This window comes from Lysinibacillus sp. NPDC097287, assembly GCF_044761695.1.
In the GTDB taxonomy this organism is placed as follows: Bacteria; Bacillota; Bacilli; order Bacillales_A; family Planococcaceae; genus Lysinibacillus.
Genome location: NZ_JBIWCX010000001.1, coordinates 312165 through 331600, shown reverse-complemented (window position 1 = coordinate 331600; position 19436 = coordinate 312165). Strand labels below are relative to the sequence as shown.

The 19436-nt window shown below is 37.4% G+C and carries 19 protein-coding genes; 13 read left to right on the top strand and 6 right to left on the bottom strand.

Translation table 11 applies throughout. The features are described 5' to 3' along the window. The first annotated feature begins 58 nt into the window (after positions 1-58). Positions 59-1405, top strand: a complete 1347-nt coding sequence (locus ACIQ2D_RS01505; RefSeq protein WP_402858313.1) for a sodium-dependent transporter — start codon at positions 59-61, stop codon at positions 1403-1405. Between the two features lie 156 nt (positions 1406-1561). On the opposite strand, the gene ACIQ2D_RS01500 is transcribed toward ACIQ2D_RS01505, so the two are convergent. The 4 genes from ACIQ2D_RS01500 to ACIQ2D_RS01485 are packed head-to-tail and all read right to left on the bottom strand — an operon-like array spanning position 1562 to position 5282. Beyond that, positions 1562-1948 carry an STAS domain-containing protein gene (locus tag ACIQ2D_RS01500; RefSeq protein ID WP_402858310.1) on the bottom strand — a complete coding sequence of 129 codons (387 nt, stop codon included), beginning with the start codon at positions 1946-1948 and terminating at the stop codon, positions 1562-1564. A gap of 56 nt (positions 1949-2004) precedes the next feature. Beyond that, on the bottom strand, positions 2005-3699 hold the full coding sequence (locus ACIQ2D_RS01495) for a methyl-accepting chemotaxis protein (RefSeq protein WP_402858307.1): 1695 nt from the start codon (positions 3697-3699) through the stop codon (positions 2005-2007). A gap of 26 nt (positions 3700-3725) precedes the next feature. Then, positions 3726-4145 (bottom strand): ATP-binding protein, encoded by a 420-nt coding sequence (locus tag ACIQ2D_RS01490; RefSeq protein WP_402858304.1) that lies wholly within the window; start codon positions 4143-4145, stop codon positions 3726-3728. Between the two features lie 15 nt (positions 4146-4160). After that, positions 4161-5282 (bottom strand): PP2C family protein-serine/threonine phosphatase, encoded by a 1122-nt coding sequence (locus ACIQ2D_RS01485; protein WP_402858301.1) that lies wholly within the window; start codon positions 5280-5282, stop codon positions 4161-4163. 454 nt (positions 5283-5736) lie between these two features. Between ACIQ2D_RS01485 and glnA the strand changes: the two genes are divergently transcribed. Continuing rightward, a complete protein-coding gene (gene glnA / locus ACIQ2D_RS01480; RefSeq protein WP_402858299.1) occupies positions 5737-7071 on the top strand; it encodes a type I glutamate--ammonia ligase in 1335 nt (444 codons plus the stop codon). Between the two features lie 118 nt (positions 7072-7189). Here glnA and ACIQ2D_RS01475 read toward each other — a convergent pair whose 3' ends face one another. After that, positions 7190-8008 carry a YwqG family protein gene (locus ACIQ2D_RS01475; RefSeq protein WP_402858296.1) on the bottom strand — a complete coding sequence of 273 codons (819 nt, stop codon included), beginning with the start codon at positions 8006-8008 and terminating at the stop codon, positions 7190-7192. A gap of 252 nt (positions 8009-8260) precedes the next feature. On the opposite strand from ACIQ2D_RS01475, the gene ACIQ2D_RS01470 reads away from it, so the two are divergent. The 11 genes from ACIQ2D_RS01470 to ACIQ2D_RS01420 all read left to right on the top strand — a co-directional run bounded on the left by ACIQ2D_RS01470 (position 8261) and on the right by ACIQ2D_RS01420 (position 18807). Next, positions 8261-8650 carry a hypothetical protein gene (locus tag ACIQ2D_RS01470; protein WP_402858294.1) on the top strand — a complete coding sequence of 130 codons (390 nt, stop codon included), beginning with the start codon at positions 8261-8263 and terminating at the stop codon, positions 8648-8650. Next, positions 8637-9275, top strand: coding sequence for an O-methyltransferase (locus ACIQ2D_RS01465; protein WP_402858291.1), 639 nt, complete (start codon positions 8637-8639; stop codon positions 9273-9275). The genes ACIQ2D_RS01470 and ACIQ2D_RS01465 overlap by 14 nt, the downstream gene beginning before the upstream one ends. Positions 9276-9563: 288 nt before the next feature. Beyond that, positions 9564-11150 carry an ABC transporter substrate-binding protein gene (locus tag ACIQ2D_RS01460; protein WP_402858288.1) on the top strand — a complete coding sequence of 529 codons (1587 nt, stop codon included), beginning with the start codon at positions 9564-9566 and terminating at the stop codon, positions 11148-11150. A gap of 88 nt (positions 11151-11238) precedes the next feature. Then, positions 11239-12189 (top strand): ABC transporter permease, encoded by a 951-nt coding sequence (locus tag ACIQ2D_RS01455; protein ID WP_402858285.1) that lies wholly within the window; start codon positions 11239-11241, stop codon positions 12187-12189. An 11-nt stretch (positions 12190-12200) separates the two neighbouring features. Next, positions 12201-13103: an ABC transporter permease gene (locus ACIQ2D_RS01450; RefSeq protein ID WP_402858282.1), complete on the top strand. Its 903-nt coding sequence runs from the start codon at positions 12201-12203 to the stop codon at positions 13101-13103. A 14-nt stretch (positions 13104-13117) separates the two neighbouring features. Further along, positions 13118-14119, top strand: coding sequence for an ABC transporter ATP-binding protein (locus tag ACIQ2D_RS01445; protein WP_402858279.1), 1002 nt, complete (start codon positions 13118-13120; stop codon positions 14117-14119). 1 nt (position 14120) lies between these two features. Beyond that, positions 14121-15119 (top strand): ABC transporter ATP-binding protein, encoded by a 999-nt coding sequence (locus tag ACIQ2D_RS01440; protein ID WP_402858276.1) that lies wholly within the window; start codon positions 14121-14123, stop codon positions 15117-15119. Then, positions 15119-15508 carry an OsmC family protein gene (locus tag ACIQ2D_RS01435; protein ID WP_402858273.1) on the top strand — a complete coding sequence of 130 codons (390 nt, stop codon included), beginning with the start codon at positions 15119-15121 and terminating at the stop codon, positions 15506-15508. The genes ACIQ2D_RS01440 and ACIQ2D_RS01435 overlap by 1 nt, the downstream gene beginning before the upstream one ends. A 531-nt stretch (positions 15509-16039) precedes the next feature. Then, entirely contained in the window at positions 16040-17260 is a 1221-nt protein-coding gene (locus tag ACIQ2D_RS01430) for a M20 metallopeptidase family protein (protein WP_402858270.1), read from the top strand. Positions 17261-17517: 257 nt separating this feature from the next. Continuing rightward, entirely contained in the window at positions 17518-18342 is an 825-nt protein-coding gene (locus tag ACIQ2D_RS01425) for a DUF3100 domain-containing protein (protein WP_402858268.1), read from the top strand. A 21-nt stretch (positions 18343-18363) separates the two neighbouring features. Further along, complete coding sequence (locus ACIQ2D_RS01420) at positions 18364-18807, top strand: hypothetical protein (RefSeq protein WP_402858265.1); 444 nt, start codon at positions 18364-18366, stop codon at positions 18805-18807. A gap of 115 nt (positions 18808-18922) precedes the next feature. Here the strand turns inward: ACIQ2D_RS01420 and ACIQ2D_RS01415 are convergent, their stop codons facing one another. Continuing rightward, positions 18923-19396 (bottom strand): YbaK/EbsC family protein, encoded by a 474-nt coding sequence (locus ACIQ2D_RS01415; protein WP_402858262.1) that lies wholly within the window; start codon positions 19394-19396, stop codon positions 18923-18925. Positions 19397-19436 lie beyond the last annotated feature (40 nt).

Below are 19436 nucleotides of genomic sequence, written 5' to 3'. Positions count from 1 at the left end.
TGTTGTATTTTTTCATGTAGAATGAAAGTGAGTATAGAGAGTTGAGGAGTTTGATTAGATGAGTGAGAAAAACGGACAGTGGTCCAGTAAATTAGGATTTATTTTAGCTTCAGCCGGAGCAGCGATTGGGCTTGGTGCGATTTGGAAGCTACCTTATGTCACGGGACAAAGTGGGGGCGGGGCATTTTTCCTGATCTTCGTATTGTTCACGCTATTAATAGGCTTGCCAATGTTGTTGTCTGAATATATTTTAGGGCGTGGTACACAGTCAGAGGCAGTGACGGCATATAAAAAAGCTGCGCCAGATAAACCGACGTGGGCTTGGATTGGCCGTATGGGTGTCTTAGGTTGTTTCCTGCTACTAACTTTTTATAGTGTTGTAGGCGGTTGGATTTTTATATATAGTGGTCTCGGTGTGGTGGGTAGTATTATTGACCCTGCTGTTGACCCGAGTGCGTTGTTCGGTAAAATAATTGGCACACCATCGATTACATTAGCTGGACTAGCAATATTCACGCTTGCGAATGTCATAGTGATTTCGCTTGGTGTACAGAATGGTATTGAAAAGGCAAGCAAGTGGATGATGCCATTATTATTTATCATTTTTATCGTGCTAGTTGTACGTGCGCTTACACTAGATGGTGCGATGGAAGGCGTAAAATTCTTTTTATGGCCTGACTTTACCCATATTACAGGTCGAGCAATACTAGAGGCGTTAGGGCAATCGTTTTTCGGTTTAGCGGTTGGATTCTCGTGTTTAGTAACGTATAGCTCATACTTAAAAAAAGATGTGAGTTTGGTGAATTCGGCGGGCTCTGTGGTGCTATTAACGGTACTAGTGTCGTTTTTAGCAGGACTAGCGATTTTCCCGGTTGTGTTTGCTTTTGAATTAGAACCAAGCGCTGGACCTGGTTTACTCTTTATGGTGTTACCGGCTGCATTTAGCCAGATGCCATTTGGGGAATTGTTCTTGGCTTTATTTTTACTACTATTTTTATTTGCGACACTAACATCGTCGTTTAGTTTGTATGAAATTATTGTGGCTGCATTTATTAAAAAGTGGAACATGTCACGTGCAAAGTTAACGATGCTGCTAGGTGTTGTGGTATTTATCGCGGCTATTCCGGCGGCATTATCATCGAGTGTGTTAGCGGATGTGTCGATTTTCGGAAGAACGATTTTTGATGCGACGGACTTCTTAGTGTCGAATCTAATGTTGCCGCTAGGTAATCTACTTATTTCGTTTTTCATCATTCATGTCGTGAATAAAGAATTTGTGAAAACAGAATTATTGATGGGTAGCAAAATGGGGCATGGTTATTATGTAACATATCGTGGACTCATGACATTCGTTGTGCCATTCGTAATTATAGCTGTGCTATTAAATATGGTATTACAATATTAAAAAAGCAGTGCGTATTAGATTTCTAATGCGCACTGCTTCTTTTAAAAGATTCATAGTCTATTCGGATTTTTATTTTTAAGACAGTTCCTACTTAATTAAAAGATTAGAATTCCAAAGGTAGAGCCATTCTATTAAAGAAAGTTGTTATAAATATAATTAATAATCACTTAATGATAATTCCCCAGACCAATCGCCTATTATGACTTGTTTTGCATCTTCCTCGTTTGTCATAATCGGAAATACTTTATCGCATTGCGAAATGGCAAATAAATTTCGAATGAAATCATCGACAACAATAATGACAATCTTTTTCCCTTTAACAGATACTTTTTTTGCGAAATTGACAATCATGCCAAAGCCGGTACTATCAATATTCGTTACTCTCTGCATATCGATAATAAACCCGTGCTCTGTTTCGAAACTTTGAGCTTGTAGTTCTTTTTTTACATCTTCAATAATTCCGTACTCTAAATCACCAGTAAAAGCTATTGAAATATAGTTTGATTTTGTTTCAATTTTTACCGCAATTTTCTTATGATCCATCTTATATTGTCCCCCCATTTTTCATTCGTAATATAAAATAACCTTTCGCTAACCGTTTAGAACTGGAATTTATTCACTTCAGTGCGCAAGTTATCGGCAATCATCGCCAATTCATCGGAACTTTCTGTAATTTCTGCAACCGTGGCATACTGTTCTTCAGAGGTTGCGGCTATTTCTTCGGTAGCAGCTGCAGAATCTTCGATAATGCGTGAAATGTCATGAATTGCCTGTTGAACATTCAATGAATTTACATTTACATTCGTGAATGCAGATTTCATTTGCTCAACACCTTCTTCTGTTTCAATTACTTTTGCTACAATTTCTTTTAATGCAGAGCCGCCTTTATTAATAATCGTAACCTGTTCTTCTACAGCAAGTAAGTTACTTTCCATCGTGCGAACAGTAACAGATGTTTCTGCTTGGATATCATTTATGAGATTCGTAATTTGTCCAGAAGCTAGGCTAGATTGCTCAGCCAATTGGCGTACCTCTGATGCTACAACTGCAAATCCTTTACCTTGATCGCCTGCTCTAGCTGCTTCGATTGCGGCATTTAGGGCGAGTAGATTAGTTTGGTCGGCGATGCCGGTAATAACTGTAATGATGCCGCCGATTTCTTCAGAGCGTTTTCCTAACTTTTGAATCGAGTCTGTAGCATAAGAGACCGTTTGTGTGACGGTACTTAAATGTTTAATTGCTTCATTAATTGCCTCTTCACCTTTGCGTGCAATGTGAGTTGAATCTACAGCGTTCTTTAAAGTTTCCTCTGCTTTTTTCAAACTATGAGTTACTTCTTCAATCGTTTGTTGCATCATTGTTACAATTCGTTCAGATTGATCGGATTGAGTCGTTGTACCAACAGCTACATCGTTCATCGTTAAAGCAATTTGGTTTGCTGATTCACTCGTTTGATGAGAGGACTCAGCTAACGATTTTGAAGAATTCGCGATTTGATTGGAGCTACCGGCTACCATTGTCATGGTCTCCGTCAAACGGTCTTTCATGTCTTTAAATGCATGGGCCAAATCAGCAATTTCGTCGCTTCCTTTGGCATTTAATAACTTTGTATTAAGGTTTAGATTGGCCAATTCTTTTGCGTTAGTTTTTAGAATATTGATAGGTGCAATAATTTGTCGTTGCAAGAAGATGCTTATGCAAACGATAATTAAAATGGCAATCCCTAATGAAATCGCGATATTTTCTATTGCGGACTTTGTAGCAATGTTTATGTAAGGTACTGTTGGAACCGCTGTGGCCCATACACCGATGACTTCGCCTTGGCTATTTAAAATAGGGTCATAGGCTGCTTGATGCAATTCTCCTAAAACATTTGCCGAACCAATAAAACGCTTTTTTTCCTCCAATACAACCTTGGCTACCTCATCTGATACTTTTGTATTCATTGCTCGGTCGCCGTTTTCGATTATATTCGTACTGATTCTTGTATCATTTTGAAAAATAGATACTGCATTGCCATTTGTTAGCTCACCGACCGTATCAGCAATGTCAAAATTCTCAACCATTCTAACTTCGCCTTTGAACAATTGATCATCAACGATTTTCCATTCACCAGGTATTTTTGAATCTAAATACTGGTAACTTAATTGTATGTCGGATAATAATTTAGTATCAGCACTTTCTAATAGATTCTTTTTAGCTACATAAAAATTAATGCCAGCTAGAAGAGAAGTTAGAAGCAAAATACAACTCAATATAAGAAGGTTCATCTTTTTGCGGATTGTCCACTTCATCATAATTCCTCCAATTCGAATATACATTACAAATCTATTTTTTTAGAAACACCAACTAAAAATTTATTGTCTGATACATTTTCAAACCAAATTTCATCGACCATACTTTTTACGAAAAATAAGCCCCGCCCACGATCTGAAAAAGTGGGGTCATCTAGATTAAATTGAAGTAATTTGTCCCAATCCTTCTCAGGTATACCTTCTGCTTGGTCAATCACAGTGACTTTGACTGCCTCAACGTCCTGAGAAACATGTACTTGGATTTTTGATTCTGCGTTTAATTTCGTATTTTTCATAGCTTCTATGGCATTGATGACTAATTCATGAACGACAAAGCATAATTCCCTTTTGCTAGGGAGATCATATAAATTTGTATAGCTAACCATTGTCTCGTCAACAAATGAGATGGCTTGCTGATTAGGGGATAAATTGAGCGTGAAATCCATAGCGTATCACCTACCTTATAATGTAATTGTAATTGAAACTACTGTTATATCATCGGTGTAATTGTTTTCATATAAATCATATTTTTGAGAAAATTTTTGCAATGCATAGGCATTGTCTTGAGATGCGTAAGAATGAAAATAGTTGATATCAATCGTTTTATTTTCAGTCAATGACAGCATACCGTCAGTATAAAGGATAATACGATGCCAGCCAGATAGTTGTATCGTTTTTTTGTTTATTTGAATAGTAGGAAATAATCCTAATATAGGTGTATTCGGTGGAAGTAACACCGTTTCTCCATATTTTCCATACAAAAGCCCGGCAGGATGTGATGCATTGACATAATGTAATGTTCCGTTTTTTGTATCGATTAGTATATAGATCGCCGTGACTAAAAAACGGTCTATATCTTCATCTGTAAACAACTCATAAATTCTACGATTAAGCTCATTTATAACGCATACGGGATCAATTAATCTCGTAATCAAGCCTCGTAATAAGGAACGTATCGACATAGTGACGAGTGACGCAGCTATCCCGTGCCCCATCACGTCGTACAATAAAACCGCTGTCAAATCGTCATTGATTTTAAACCAGCAATACATGTCGCCACCTAATGTATTAGAAGTCACATACACGCCATCAAATTCGATATGCTCTAGTCTTAGTGGAGGAGTAAATGCACTCTTTTGCACTTTTTTAGCAGTAGCTAAATCCTTTAGCCAGCTACTTTCCTGTTGCACCCTCAATTTTGCTTCTTTTCGATATTTTAAGGCTACATGAACCCGGGTCTTAAATTGGGTAAAATCAAATGGCTTTAGGATAAAATCGAATATGCCCGCCTCAAAAACTCTATCGATTATAATCGTTTTTTCGTAAGTGGTAGAAAGAAGAATGGGAACTTGAATCCAATTATTTAATAAATCGATTTGCTGACAGATTTCCTCGCAGTTTGTTAGTGTCAATTTCACATCAAATATAATTAAATCAAGGTCTTCTTTAAAATTTTCGGCTACATAATTCATCACCGTCTCGACTGTTGAAAAGCTATGAACATCCGTAATGCCTATTCGATTGAAATACTTTTGTGTTCGTAATACATCATTACTTACGTTACCAATAATCAACACTGACATGCTTTCTAAACCACCGCCTTATTTGTAACATAACAAAAGTTGCCTACAGGATGACTAATCAGCCTTTTCTAATCATCTGTTCTCTATTATTTTAGCTATATTTTACGTACGCTCTATATATTCAACTATCATGTCAAACTAACTAATTCTATTATATTGTAAAATGACATAAATTTGCCACTAAATATTTTTTGAGACAAGACTATTGTATGAGGTGTGAATACTAATACATTGGTGTTGCAATATTAGTGGGAAAAATATCCTTTAAATGAGATTGTTCATTTGAAAAAATTTTTTTGTTTTTTTTATGTATCTAAAATAAGGATAAAACCATTCGAAAAAAAGTATGTAATAAAACCTGACATACTTATTGTTTTTTTATTTTAATTTAGTGTATTTTATAATTAATACATCATATTATGTAAATAAAAATGACATATTGGAGTGGTGAAGAATGAAACATTATACAAAAGAAGATATTATCCGCCTAGTGGGGGAGCAGAATGTGAAATTTATTCGCCTTCAATTTACAGATATATTGGGAACGATTAAAAATGTGGAAGTGCCAGTAAGCCAATTACAAAAGGCTTTAGAAAATAAGGTGATGTTTGATGGTTCTTCGATTGAAGGGTTTGTCAGAATTGAAGAATCAGATATGTATTTACGCCCTGATATAGATACATTTGTAATTTTCCCTTGGACAGCTGAAAAGGGGAAGGTTGCTCGATTTATTTGTGATATTGCACGACCAGACGGTACACCATTTGAAGGGGATCCACGTTCGAACTTAAAGCGTGTGTTAAAGGACATGGAGGAGCTTGGCTTTACATCTTTTAACTTAGGTCCCGAGCCAGAATTTTTCCTATTCAAGCTTGACGACAAGGGGAAACCGACACTAGAGCTAAATGATAGTGGAGGATATTTTGATTTAGCTCCAACGGATTTAGGGGAAAACTGTCGTCGTGATATCGTACTAGAGTTAGAGGAAATGGGTTTTGAAATTGAAGCGTCACACCATGAGGTCGCACCTGGTCAACACGAAATCGATTTTAAATATGCAAACGCTATTGAAGCCTGCGATAACATCCAAACTTTTAAACTTGTCGTGAAAACTGTGGCAGCACAACATGGTCTGCACGCAACTTTCATGCCGAAGCCATTATTCGGTGTCAACGGCTCAGGGATGCACTTTAACTTATCGCTGTTTGAAGGTGACAAAAATGCCTTCTTCGATGAACATGCTGATTTACAATTAAGTCATACAGCGAGAAGTTTTATGGCAGGGATTATGAAGCATGTTCATGGCTTTACAGCTGTGACCAATCCGCTTGTGAACTCATACAAACGTTTAGTACCGGGATACGAGGCACCATGCTATGTCGCGTGGTCAGCACAAAATCGTTCGCCACTGATTCGAATCCCTGCAGCCCGAGGTCTCTCAACGCGTATTGAATTGCGGTCTGTAGATCCAGCGGCAAATCCATATCTAGCGATGGCTGTTATTTTAGCATCTGGACTTGACGGCATTCGAAAAGATTTAACACCGCCAGATGCAGTGGACCGTAATATTTACCAAATGACACGTACTGAACGTGAAGTAAGTGGCATCGATAGCCTTCCAGCATCCCTCGAATATGCACTGATAGAGTTGGAAATGGATAGCATTGTACGCGATGCACTAGGCGAGCATATTTTCGAGAAGTTTTCTGAAGCGAAGGAAATTGAATGGGATAAATATCGTACACGTGTCCACGACTGGGAACGTGATGAATATATGAAGATGTACTAGAAAAGAAGTGTTGGGGCTGTAAGGCTCCGACACTTCTTTGTTTTTTTGCCCACATGGCTTTATTTTATTATTGTTGTTCCACATATTTGTTGAAGCTGTCGATGGAATTTAGTTTATCTTAAGAACAATCCCAGTTATACCAAACATGTTCGAAGTTCATTCGTCTTAAATCATCTGGATGAATGAAGAAATTACCGATACCACAATCTCCCCACATAATTTCTATCCCTTCACCGTAGCTAGAATCCAGTTGGAACAGCAGTATATCTTGTTGTAAATCTTTATTGTGAATACGTGGATCTTCCTGAGTGAAACTTGGAAAACCACCTATTTTACCGTCGCCATCATTAGCTGACACAAAATCATAAATTTCATCCAAAATATCATCTGTAGCATCATTAAAATGCTCTTCGATTAATTCATAAATGTTCTTACCGTAATATTGCTCAAATTCAAAACAATCTTGAAGCAATAGGGTTTCTCGGATTTCACCCGTTAATTTGTACTCGCCTTCTACAACTACATATTCAGGTTCTTCGGTATAAAAATCAGCCTGCTCCTCTTTTGAATATGAATTTTCTGATGGGTTTTCAAAATAATGAACGGCATAACCTGATCGGTTTTTATAGTTTTCTAAATCCATTCCGATCAAATCATCGTATAAATCTACATAAAAAGCCAAAATACCAGATGTAGGATAACTCGGCAACGGTGGCAATTCTGAAAAATTTAGCTGCGCTAATAAATATAAAGGTTGGCCATCTGAATTTGTAGGAAATGCTTTGCTTTTAGGAAAGTAACCATAACCACCAGATTTAGATGCAGTTAAAGGTAATTCCCCGCTTTTTTCGACATTTAATGCAATAAATGACTTGGAGGATTTCATGATTTGCTTTCCTAAATGAGTAGGAAATTTTTCTAAAATCTGTAGAGACATTGTCAGCACCCCTTAAATAAGACTGTACTACCATTTTAGAGTAGTATTCAATAAAAATAAAGGAAGAATTTAACATCCGTATCCTATTCTCTTTTGTTTTACATTTATAGCGAAAAAGGAATATGGAGTGGATGCTCAGTCCATTGTTTTCTAAAGGTACCAAACATTCTATAAGATTGTTTTGACAATTTGTATACGTTTGTATACTATTAATAAATAAAGTGTGCATTTGTATACAAAGGAGGATTTTTAATGAGAAATGAGAGGTTAAAAGAATTTAGAAAAGATGGGCATCATCGTGGTGAAGGCTACAAAGGAAAAGATGGGTCAAAGCACCGTGGAGCAAAAACCTTTCGTCGAGGAAGAGCGATTGCTTTTTTAGAGATGATGAACCTTAAACGTGCAACGATTAAGCAACAGCTAGATCAACCAGAGTTTCAATCTATCCACCAACTTTTAGTCGGAGAATTAAAGGCAATTGATATGGTTATTAACGAATTTACGCAATTATTCGAGATACATGAAGATGAAACGAGTGACATTTCTGACAAACAAAATGAAGAAACAGTAACAACGGAGATGGCTAATGTAGAGTCTTTAGATAGTGAAGAGAAGGGGATTGAAGGAAATGATACAAATTAACAGTTATATTGATGCAGTGTTTCATAAGGATGATGTTCTTTTAGATGAAGTCATTGCGTCCATTGAAGAAAACGGCATGCCTTCGATCTCAGTATCTCCTTCTTCAGGAAAACTATTAACCATGCTTATCTCAATTTCGGGAGCTAAAAATGTTTTGGAGATTGGTGCTCTTGGAGGATATAGTGGCATTTGTCTTGCTAAAGGATTTGGCAAAGAGGGAAAATTAACTTCACTTGAATTAGAGGAGAAATATGCAAAATTAGCATACAGCAATCTATCTAAAGCTGGCTTTGGTGAACAAGTATCATATATTACTGGCTCTGCGTTGCAAAGCCTTGAAAAACTTGTTGAGGATAATAAGCGATTTGACTTTTTCTTTATCGATGCTGACAAAGAAAACTATGAAAACTATTTAAATTATTGCATTGAACTAGCGGATGAGGGTGCGTTAATCGTTACAGATAATGTACTTGCTAACGGTAGTGTTGCAGATCATAGTGTTAAACCAAAGCGATATACGGAACTAATGAAAAAATTTAATGAGACTGTAGCAAATCATCCTCAATTAGAATCTGTTCTTATGCCAATAGGAGATGGGATGACGATTTCAAAAGTGAAAAAATAAAGATTGTATGTACCTAAAATAGAAATATAGGGGCACTAGCAGACAGGGGAAACTTGTCTTGTTGGTGTCTTTTTATTTTTGTGGATGAGGTATAGGGGGGAAGTTAATTTTTTCGATGTACTATATACGACTCCAATTTAGTGAAATTTCAGCATATTAATTATCAGATAATTTGAAATAATACATTGACAACCGGAATACTATGTTTTAGAATTCTAGACAGAACACGTAAAACATATTGGTTTACTAAGTTTTAATTATGTAGATAAATGAAGGAGAGGTAAGTATATGAATTTTAAAAAATGGGGAATTCTTGTTTCGGTCTTATTGTTAACATTTGTACTTGCGGCATGTAGCAATAAGGATGGCGAAAAAGAAGAAGGTTCAAATGATAAGTCAGGTGGAACAGAACAAAAGCAATATAAAGATACGCTGAATATAGCAGTTACGGCACAGCCACCAGGATTAGATTCTTCGCTAACAGTATCAACAGTGGCACTAGGTATTTCACTGAATATTTTCGAACAATTATATACGTTGAACGCTAGTTATGAACCAACGCCAATGTTAGCTGAATCAGTTGAGCAAAGTGAGGACGGCTTAACTTATACATTTAAATTACGTGAAGGTGTAAAGTTCCATAATGGCAAAGAAATGACTGCCGAGGACGTTGAGGCATCTATGAATCGTTGGTTAGCTACGTCATCTCGTGCAAAAGTATTATTAGAAGGTGCGAAATTTGAAACGGTTGACAAGTATAATGTGAAATTGACTGTTGCAAAACCGACTTCTGATGTCATGATTTTAATCTCATCAAGAGCGCAATATGCATCAATTATGCCGAAAGAAATTGTTGAGGCTGCACCAGCAGATGGCATAAAAGAGTTTGTAGGAACAGGTCCTTATGAATTCAAAGAGTGGAAGCAAGATCAATATATCCACTTAGTGAAAAATGAAGATTATCAAGGTGTAGATGGCGAGCCAAGTGGATATGCAGGTCGCAAAGAAGCACCGACAGCTAACCTTTACTATCATTTTGTGACAGATCATTCAACTCGTATTGCGGGTATTCAAACAGGCAAATATGATATCGCTGATAGTATTCCTATAGAAAACTACGATCAATTAGATGCCGATAAAAACATACAGCTTAGTACGTTCCCAGGGGGCGCACTTACAGCGTTCTTAAACACAAATGAAGGTTTACTTGCTAATCAGAAATACCGTGAAGCGATTTTAGCTGCGTTAAACAATGAAGAAATTATGCTAGCAAGCTTCGCAAAACCTGAATTATATTCATTAGCGCCAAGTTACTTAAATGAAAACCAAGTGCAATGGTCTAATGATGCTGGTAAAGATTATTACAACCAAGCTAACCCTGAAAAAGCGAAAAAACTTTTAGAAGAAGCAGGTTATAAAGGCGAAGAAATTACATTATTAACAACAAAAGACTACGCAGAAATGTATGCTGCAACATTAGTTATTCAAGAACAACTACGCCAGATTGGTATGAATGTGAAAGTCGATAGCTATGATTTCCCAACATTCCTTGAAACGAAAAATGATTCAAGTAAATGGGATTTATTCGTCGCAAGTACAGGTTACCAATCGACGCCACCTCAGATTTTAGCTGTAACGCCTGATTGGGCCGGCTTAAACAATGATCAAGTAAAAAATTCTTTAACAGCAATTCGAAGTGCGGCTACACCAGAAGATGCGAAAAAAGAATGGGCAAAATTACAAGGATTCTTATATGAATTTGGCTCATCTACTGTTATTGGTCACTACAATGAGGTTGTAGCGACAACGAACAAAATTGAGGATTACGAGCAATTTGAAACATCCGTTGTTTGGAATGTAAAAGTAAGCGAATAATTGAAGCGAGCTGAGGGTTATGCTGTTGTTTTTATGTCAGCAATACCCTCGCTTTTTATCATTCTGGCTAAAAAAATGAGGGATTTTAGTGTTTGCATATATTATCAAAAGGTTGCTATCGCTCATACCGGTCCTACTTGTCGTAACCATTACCATATTTTTAATTATACATATTACACCGGGGGACCCAGCGGCAACGATATTAGGCTTAGAGGCGACAGAAGAACAAATTGAAGCATTGAATGAAGAGTTAGGGTTAAATCGCCCGCTTACTGAGCAATACATAAGCTGGGTGGGGGATTTACTAAAAGGTGATTTAGGTGACTCCATCTTCATGCATCAGGCAGTTACACAGGCGATAGCAGAGCATATGGGACCCACTATTTCACTGGCAATTTTGGCTCAAATTATTGCGCTTATTTTAGCAATTCCATTCGGCATTATCGCAGCATATAAACGAGGGAGTATTGTCGATGTTTCTTTAATGGGTATGTCACTATTTGGGATGGCGATTCCTAGTTTCTTACTAGGGTTGTTATTAATGCTAGTTGTGGGTGTGCAATTGCAATGGTTACCGGTAGCGGGATATGAACCACTTGAAAATGGAATTTGGGCGCATGTTCAATATTTAATATTACCGGGAATATCACTCGGTGCAATACAGGCAGCTTTAATTACACGTATGACACGTGCTTCCATGCTAGAAGTGTTGAATTTGAATTATGTAAAAACAGCACGGTCGAAAGGGCTGAAAGAGTTTTCTGTTCTGTTAAAACATGCTTTCCGTAATGCATTTTTACCGATTTTAACTGTCATTGGTCAAACGTTTGGTACGCTCATTACAGGGGCTGTTGTAGTAGAGTCGATTTTTAATATTCCGGGGCTTGGTCAGCTGATCATGAATTCAATTGAACGTCGTGATTTTGCTGTTATTCAAGGCGTTGTGTTTGTAGCAACACTTATGTATGTCAGCATCAATTTAATCATTGATTTATTGTATGGTGTCATTGATCCGCGAGTACGTTTAGATCGTAAATAAGGAGGGCTCGTATGGTTTCGTTACAGGAAAAAGAAGAGATTCGTAACATCAGTAAAAAACTAAAAAAAGAACAACGTGCATTACAGCGACAACGATTAAAATCCAATTACGGCCTACTAATTGGCGGTACTATTTTTATACTACTCGTGTTGTTGGCCCTTGTTGGACCGTATCTTACACCTTATGACCCGTATAAAATGGTTGTTGTCGATAGATTACTAGCACCTTCTTCTACACATTTACTAGGGACAGACGAATTTGGAAGAGATTTATTGACTCGTATTTTGTATGGGGCTCGTGTTTCGATTGGTGTGGGCTTAGCGGTAGCAGTACTATCATCAGTCCTTGGCTTGATCATTGGTTTATATGCGAGCGTTTATAAAGCATTAGACCATGTGCTAATGCGCATTTGTGATGGTCTAGTAGCGATTCCTGGTATTTTATTGGCCATTGCATTGATGGCAGCATTAGGTGCATCTGCGACAAATGTAATTATTTCATTAACAATTGTGTTTACGCCAAATATTGCACGTATTGTACGGTCATCTGCACTTGTTATCCGCGAGCAAACTTACATTGAGGCGATGCAGGCACAAGGAGCTAGTAAGACACGTATTATTTGGTTACATATTGCACCGAACACTTTATCGCCACTCCTCGTGCAAGCAACATTTATCTTTGCAGAGGCCATTATTTCTGAAGCGGCATTAAGTTTTCTAGGGGCAGGAATTCCAGCACCAGAGCCGAGTTGGGGTAATATATTGCAAGCTGGGAAGTTAGTCATTTATAAAGCTTGGTGGATGGTGATTTGTCCGGCAACCATGGTGGTACTAACTGTACTGAGTCTAAACTTGCTAGGTGATGGGTTACGTGATTTCTTAGATCCACGCACAAAACAAAAGCAGAAAAAGTAAATGGAGGTATCATCATGAAGAATACTCCTCTATTAGAAGTGAAAAATTTAAAAACACATTTTCAAACAGAGCGAGGCAGAGTTACTGCTGTGAATGGTGTTAGTTTTTCTATACAGCAAGGTGAAATTATCGGGATCGTTGGGGAGTCGGGCTGTGGGAAAAGTGTGATGTCACAATCGATTTTGAGATTGCTAGAACATACAGATGCAGTGAGCTATGATGGCGAGGTACTATTTGAAGATAGAAATTTACTGGATTTATCGTTAAAAGAATTGAGAACTGTTCGTGGTAATGATATCTCGATTATTTTCCAAGATCCATTAACTTCATTGAATCCAGTTTATACGATTGGCAATCAAATAACAGAAGTGCTACGTCTACACCAAAAGCTCTCCAAAAAAGAAGCCAAGCAAAAAGCTATTGAGCTCTTACGTTTAACAGGAATCTCTGCACCAGAACAACGTGTGAATGATTTCCCACACGAGCTATCAGGGGGCATGCAACAGCGTGCTAGTATTGCGATGGCACTTGCTTGTGAACCGAAGCTTTTAATTGCCGATGAACCAACAACTGCATTAGACGTTACGATCCAAGCACAAATCATTGAATTAATTACAGAACTAAATGAAAAATTAAATATGGCTGTACTTTTCATAACACATGACTTAGGTGTTGTTTCAGAAATTTGTACGGGTGTCAAAGTGATGTATTTAGGGCAAATCGTGGAGGAAGCAACAACAGACCAGCTATTTACCATGCCTCTTCATCCATATACACAAGGATTGATTGAATCGATTCCTCGAATGGACAGTAATCGTGAAGAAAAATTGCATGTTATTAATGGGGTGGTGCCACCACTTTCAAATGTCCCACAAGGCTGTGGTTTTTCAACGCGTTGCCCATATGCAGACGATCAATGCCGTCAGCAACCGCCTCCACTTGAAACATTTGAAGAAGGGCATAAAGTAAAGTGCTGGCATTTTAAAGAAATATCAAGAGAAAGAGAGGCGTTATAGAATGGAAAGAACCACGAAAACAGAACCGATTTTAACGGTTAAATCATTAGAAAAGAAATTTCCAGTCTATAGCGCATTCGGAAAGTTATTTGGCACAACAGCACATGTCCATGCAGTCAGAGATGTCTCCTTTCAATTGTATGAGGGAGAAACTTACGGACTCGTAGGAGAATCTGGTTCAGGGAAAAGTACAACTGGTCGTACAATTCTTGGCTTAACGCCTGCGACAAATGGGCAAGTGCTCTATCAATATCAAGATTTAACGAAGATGTCGGAAACGGAATTACGACATTTCCGTAAAGATTTACAAATGGTCTTCCAAGATCCTTTTTCTTCATTAAATCCACGAAAGAAAATCGGTACCATATTAGAGGAACCATTAATTATTCATAAACTTGGTAATCGTGAGGAACGAGAAGCGAAAGTATTTGAGGTGCTGAAATTAGTAGGTCTTCAAGCTGAACATTATTTTCGGTACCCACATGAGTTTTCTGGCGGTCAACGTCAACGTCTAGGGATTGCGCGTGCATTGATTATGAATCCGAAAGTGATCATTTGTGATGAGCCTGTTTCAGCACTCGATGTATCGATTCAATCACAAATATTAAATATTTTAAAAGAGTTACAAAAAAGTTTAGGGTTAACGCTGCTATTTATTACGCATGATATTAGTGTTGTGCGTTATATTTCAGACCGGATCGGCATTATGTATTTAGGGTCTATTGTGGAAGAAGCGCCAACAGAAGATTTATTTGCGGAGCCACTTCATCCGTATACAAAGGCTCTTTTTTCAGCGGTACCTGACTTTACAAGTAAACGGTTAAAGGACCGGGTTGTATTAAAGGGTGAAATACCTTCACCACTAGCGCCACCTTCGGGCTGTGCGTTTCATACACGTTGCCCATTTGCGACAGCCATCTGTAAACAAGAAACACCTATATTAAAAGAGATCAAGCCAGCACATTATGTCGCTTGTCATCTAGTAGAGGAGAAAAAATAATGACAACTATTCAAGTGGAAAATGGACAAAATAAAGTACGAAACGAAGCGGGCTTCCAAGTAGTCGGAAGCACAGCGCCAAATCAAGAAGGGCTATCGCCTAAAGAATTGCTAGAAGCGGCATTAGGGCTTTGTATTTCTATCTCACTACAAAAAGTATTAGCGCGTGATGAGGTGGAAGTGAATGTCGATGAAATTGAAATTCAAGTAACGACATCTAAAGATGAAGGTGTCACAAATCGCTTTGGACGTTTTGATGTTACTGTAAAATTCCCATCACAATTAGAGGATACATATAAAGAAAAACTAATTGCTGTTATTGAACGTGCTTGCACAATCGGCAACACGTTAAAAAATGATGTGGTAATCAATACGGTAGAAAAGGTTTAATCAATTCCAACGGGATCTTAAACTTCAACCGCTAATTGTTTGGAAATCCATCGAAAAATGAATAGAACTCCCATATATATAAGATAAAAGGTAAAAAGTATTTATCCAATCATTTGTCGGTATTGTACCGGGGAACGATAGGGTGAATGCTTTTTTTTAGGTCTTCCCTCCTGGTGGTAGTCTTGTAGGGCTTAGACACTTATTAATTTTCTTACCTTAGTGATATGTATTAATAAAGTACAACGCTCTTGAAATTCGGAATAAAAAAGTAAAGTATTGGCTGATTGAATAATCAAATATATAACAAAAATTACATATAAAGAATATTTATTTCCATATGGAAAATACACCTGTAATTTCTAGGTTTACAGGTAATATTTGAGTATGTTAGTATATCAATATTCAAATAAGAATTATTGTATTCTAATGATTTATCTGAATATTTAATTTTATCACGATATTAGTTTATAGATTCTAATTCTATTGCAATTAGAATCTTTTATGTATTCTTTCTTTAGGAGATGAATGGTTATGGATATCAAAAAAACATCAAATTCATTACAGTCTACTTATATAGTAGAGCAAACAATTGGGATATATGAAGAAGCTGTGAGATTAAGAAGAATGATTCATGAAAATCCTGAGCTTGGATTTGAAGAGCATAAAACGGCTGAAATTATTGCGAATTATTTACAGGATCTTGGCATTGAGGTAACTACAGGAGTCGCGAAGACAGGTGTTGTTGGTATTCTTCATGGTGAGACAGAGGGGCCAGTGCTAGCTTTTCGAGCTGATATTGATGCCTTACCTATTCAGGAAAATACCGATGTAAGTTACAAATCAAAAAATCCAGGGGTTATGCATGCTTGCGGACACGATATGCATACCGCCATGTTACTGTCTGCTGCTAAAGTTTTATCTCAAAATAAACAGCATATCTCAGGTACGATTAAATTCATTTTTCAGCCTGCTGAAGAGATGAAGGGCGGAGGAATCATGATGGTTGAAGAAGGCGTTTTAACTAACCCTACCGTTGACCACATTTTTGCTTTTCATGTTTGGCCTGAGTTAGCAACAGGCAAATATGGTTTTAGAAATGGTGCCATTATGGCAAGTATGGATACGTTTGATGTTGTTTTAAAAGGTAAGCAAGGTCATGGGGCTGCACCACATCAAGGTGTAGATGCAATTGTAGGTGCTGCTCATGTTGTCACAGCGCTCCAAACTATTGTTAGTAGAGAAACAGACCCATTAGATTCGGCCGTAATTACAATCGGCACAATTGAAGCGGGGGATGGTTATAATATCATTCCAGAGAAAGCTAGATTTAGAGGAACTGTACGTACATTAAATGCCAATACACGTAAAGAAGTGGCGATAAGTATTCAACGCATTATTGAAGGTGTAGCTTCTGCACTTAAATTAGAAGTTGAAATAAACTTTAACTACACTGCAGGATATCCTGTTACAATGAATGATCCAAAATTTAATGAACATGCAGCTACAATTGCTACTGATTTATTTGGAGAAGATTCAGTACAGTGGTTGAGTAAACCAAGTATGGCTAGCGAAGATTTTTCATTCTATTTAGATCAAGTTCCTGGCACATTTGTCTTCCTAGGTGTTGGAGAAAATCCAGAAGATCCAATGAAGTTACATAGTGATGTATTTTTACCAGATGAAAAAGCGATGATTCAAGGAATTTCACTAATCGTTGGTCTGGCAATAAATACTACAGGGAAAATTCAATAGGTAAAAAATGGATTTTTACCATAATCTGTACCTGACTCTAATAGAAGTATTGTTTGGAGCAGACGAATCCCGCGATACTCCTGCGGGAAAGCAAGTCTGGCAAGACCCCACAGCGAGGTGGCTTGCGACTTGCCCGCGGAAAGGAATTGGGATTCGTCTGCAAGGGCATATTTTGGTATAGAGGCAAAAAATATAAGATAGAATCGTGCAGTTTTCTTTTTAGTAACTGCATGATTTATAGAATAGGAGTAACAAAAGTGCAAGAAAAATCTTTGCGTAGTTGGAAAATTCATTTATTTGTGTTGGTATTAGTCTGTCTCACAGAATTTATCGGCATAAAAACATTTGACATAGGAATTGGAGCAATTGCATTATTTCCAATGTTATATGCATTAATTATCGGTGCAATTATTAGTTTACCGTCATTAAAAGTCTTAAAAATGAAAGAAATGAATGTTGCAGCCAATATTTTGGGCATTTCATTCATGCTGTTTGTAGCCAAATTAGCTATGTTAATGGGTCCATCTTTACCGCAAATTTTTGAAGCGGGACTTTCTTTAGGTTTACAAGAAGTAGGGCATTTCGCAGGAACAATTGTATTAGGATTACCAATCGCTTTGCTACTTGGGATGAAACGAGAAGCAATTGGTGCGACTTTTTCCATTGATAGAGAACCTAACTTAGCTATTATTGCTGAAAAATATGGCTCTGATTCACCTGAGGGACGAGGAGCACTAGGTGTATATGTTTGTGGTACGTTGTTTGGAGCTTTATATCTGTCGGTGTTAGCGAGTTTTATGGCTCAAACTGGTTGGTTCCATCCGATTTCACTAGCCATGGGTGCTGGTGTAGGTTCGGGTAGTATGATGGCGGCAATGGTTGGTGCATTATCAGTTATATTCCCGGATTCTGCAACGGATATCGCAGTGTTTGCTGGTGCCGCTAACTTAATTACAACTATTTTAGGAACGTATATTTGTGTATTCTTTTCTTTACCGGTTACAAATTACTTATACAACAAATTCGAGCCTATTTTGGGCAGAAGATCAAAAAAAGACCAAGCGAAAAATATTAGGGCATAGGATATAAAGAGGAGATTTTAAATGAAAGATAAAATATTAACGTTTGCAATTATTGGAATAATTGCCCTTATGGGAAACTGGATTGGATACGATGTTTCACCAATTGATGCCTTACCAGGTATGATGATTATTGTTGCGGTTACGGTATTAGGCTTTATTTTTGCCAAAATCATCCCTATTAAACTACCAGTTGTTATTTGGATATCTATATTAGCATTAGTAATTACAACTCCAATATTCCCTGGGAACGAAATAGTCATTAAATTAACAGAAAAAGTGAATTTTATGGCTCTAGCAACACCAATCTTGGCATATGCAGGTCTTTCTTTCGGGAAAGATTTGCAAGAGTTTAAAAAATTGGGTTGGCGAATTGTTGTAGTTTCACTTGTTGTATATACAGGAACATTTGTATTGTCAACACTAGTAGCGGAAATTGGTTTTAGAATTACTGGTAAATTCCATTAATTTTTTGTGAGCGTATTATTCTTTTATAAAAAAGCGAGAGAAATACATAGTTATTTCTCTCGCTACAGTCTTAAAGAACAACATTTTTTGTTGTTCTTTTTTAATTTTAAAATTGTCAGTCATTCCAACCCTTACATACATCTATCCATTCCTTGTAAGGTGTATAAGTTTCAAGCTCGTCTATCGTAAGCTCGATTGCGGAGTTACTACTACCACACGCAGGGAATACAGTTGTAAAGCGTTTAAGCGATTCGTCTAAGTAAATTGCCACGCCTTCGTTCACACCAAACGGGCAAACTCCACCGATATCGTGCCCAATAAGCTCATTCACATCTTCTTTTGCAATCATTTTTGCCTTTGTACCAAAAGTGGCTTTGTATTTAGCATTGTCGATTTTAGCATCACCTGCTGCAACGATTAAAATCGCTCCATCGTTGACTATAAAAGATAAGGTTTTTGCAATGCGTTCAGGCTCACAGCCAAGTGCCTGTGCCGCCATTTCAACAGTTGCAGAGCTTTCATTAAGTTCTTGTATTTTTTGTTGTAGATCCCATTTTGCGAAGTGTTCGCGTACTTTTTCAATTGCCATATGTAAGGCCTCCTTGCAGTTATGCCTCTATGTTAGCATA

Bases quoted from the DNA above. Each gene is read 5' to 3' on its own strand.
- ACIQ2D_RS01505 (WP_402858313.1), top strand. From the start codon at position 59: ATGAGTGAGAAAAACGGACAGTGGTCCAGTAAATTAGGATTTATTTTA.
- ACIQ2D_RS01500 (WP_402858310.1), bottom strand. From the start codon at position 1,948: ATGGATCATAAGAAAATTGCGGTAAAAATTGAAACAAAATCAAACTAT.
- ACIQ2D_RS01495 (WP_402858307.1), bottom strand. From the start codon at position 3,699: ATGAAGTGGACAATCCGCAAAAAGATGAACCTTCTTATATTGAGTTGT.
- ACIQ2D_RS01490 (WP_402858304.1), bottom strand. From the start codon at position 4,145: ATGGATTTCACGCTCAATTTATCCCCTAATCAGCAAGCCATCTCATTT.
- ACIQ2D_RS01485 (WP_402858301.1), bottom strand. From the start codon at position 5,282: ATGTCAGTGTTGATTATTGGTAACGTAAGTAATGATGTATTACGAACA.
- glnA (WP_402858299.1), top strand. From the start codon at position 5,737: ATGAAACATTATACAAAAGAAGATATTATCCGCCTAGTGGGGGAGCAG.
- ACIQ2D_RS01475 (WP_402858296.1), bottom strand. From the start codon at position 8,008: ATGTCTCTACAGATTTTAGAAAAATTTCCTACTCATTTAGGAAAGCAA.
- ACIQ2D_RS01470 (WP_402858294.1), top strand. From the start codon at position 8,261: ATGAGAAATGAGAGGTTAAAAGAATTTAGAAAAGATGGGCATCATCGT.
- ACIQ2D_RS01465 (WP_402858291.1), top strand. From the start codon at position 8,637: ATGATACAAATTAACAGTTATATTGATGCAGTGTTTCATAAGGATGAT.
- ACIQ2D_RS01460 (WP_402858288.1), top strand. From the start codon at position 9,564: ATGAATTTTAAAAAATGGGGAATTCTTGTTTCGGTCTTATTGTTAACA.
- ACIQ2D_RS01450 (WP_402858282.1), top strand. From the start codon at position 12,201: ATGGTTTCGTTACAGGAAAAAGAAGAGATTCGTAACATCAGTAAAAAA.
- ACIQ2D_RS01445 (WP_402858279.1), top strand. From the start codon at position 13,118: ATGAAGAATACTCCTCTATTAGAAGTGAAAAATTTAAAAACACATTTT.
- ACIQ2D_RS01440 (WP_402858276.1), top strand. From the start codon at position 14,121: ATGGAAAGAACCACGAAAACAGAACCGATTTTAACGGTTAAATCATTA.
- ACIQ2D_RS01435 (WP_402858273.1), top strand. From the start codon at position 15,119: ATGACAACTATTCAAGTGGAAAATGGACAAAATAAAGTACGAAACGAA.
- ACIQ2D_RS01430 (WP_402858270.1), top strand. From the start codon at position 16,040: ATGGATATCAAAAAAACATCAAATTCATTACAGTCTACTTATATAGTA.
- ACIQ2D_RS01420 (WP_402858265.1), top strand. From the start codon at position 18,364: ATGAAAGATAAAATATTAACGTTTGCAATTATTGGAATAATTGCCCTT.
- ACIQ2D_RS01415 (WP_402858262.1), bottom strand. From the start codon at position 19,396: ATGGCAATTGAAAAAGTACGCGAACACTTCGCAAAATGGGATCTACAA.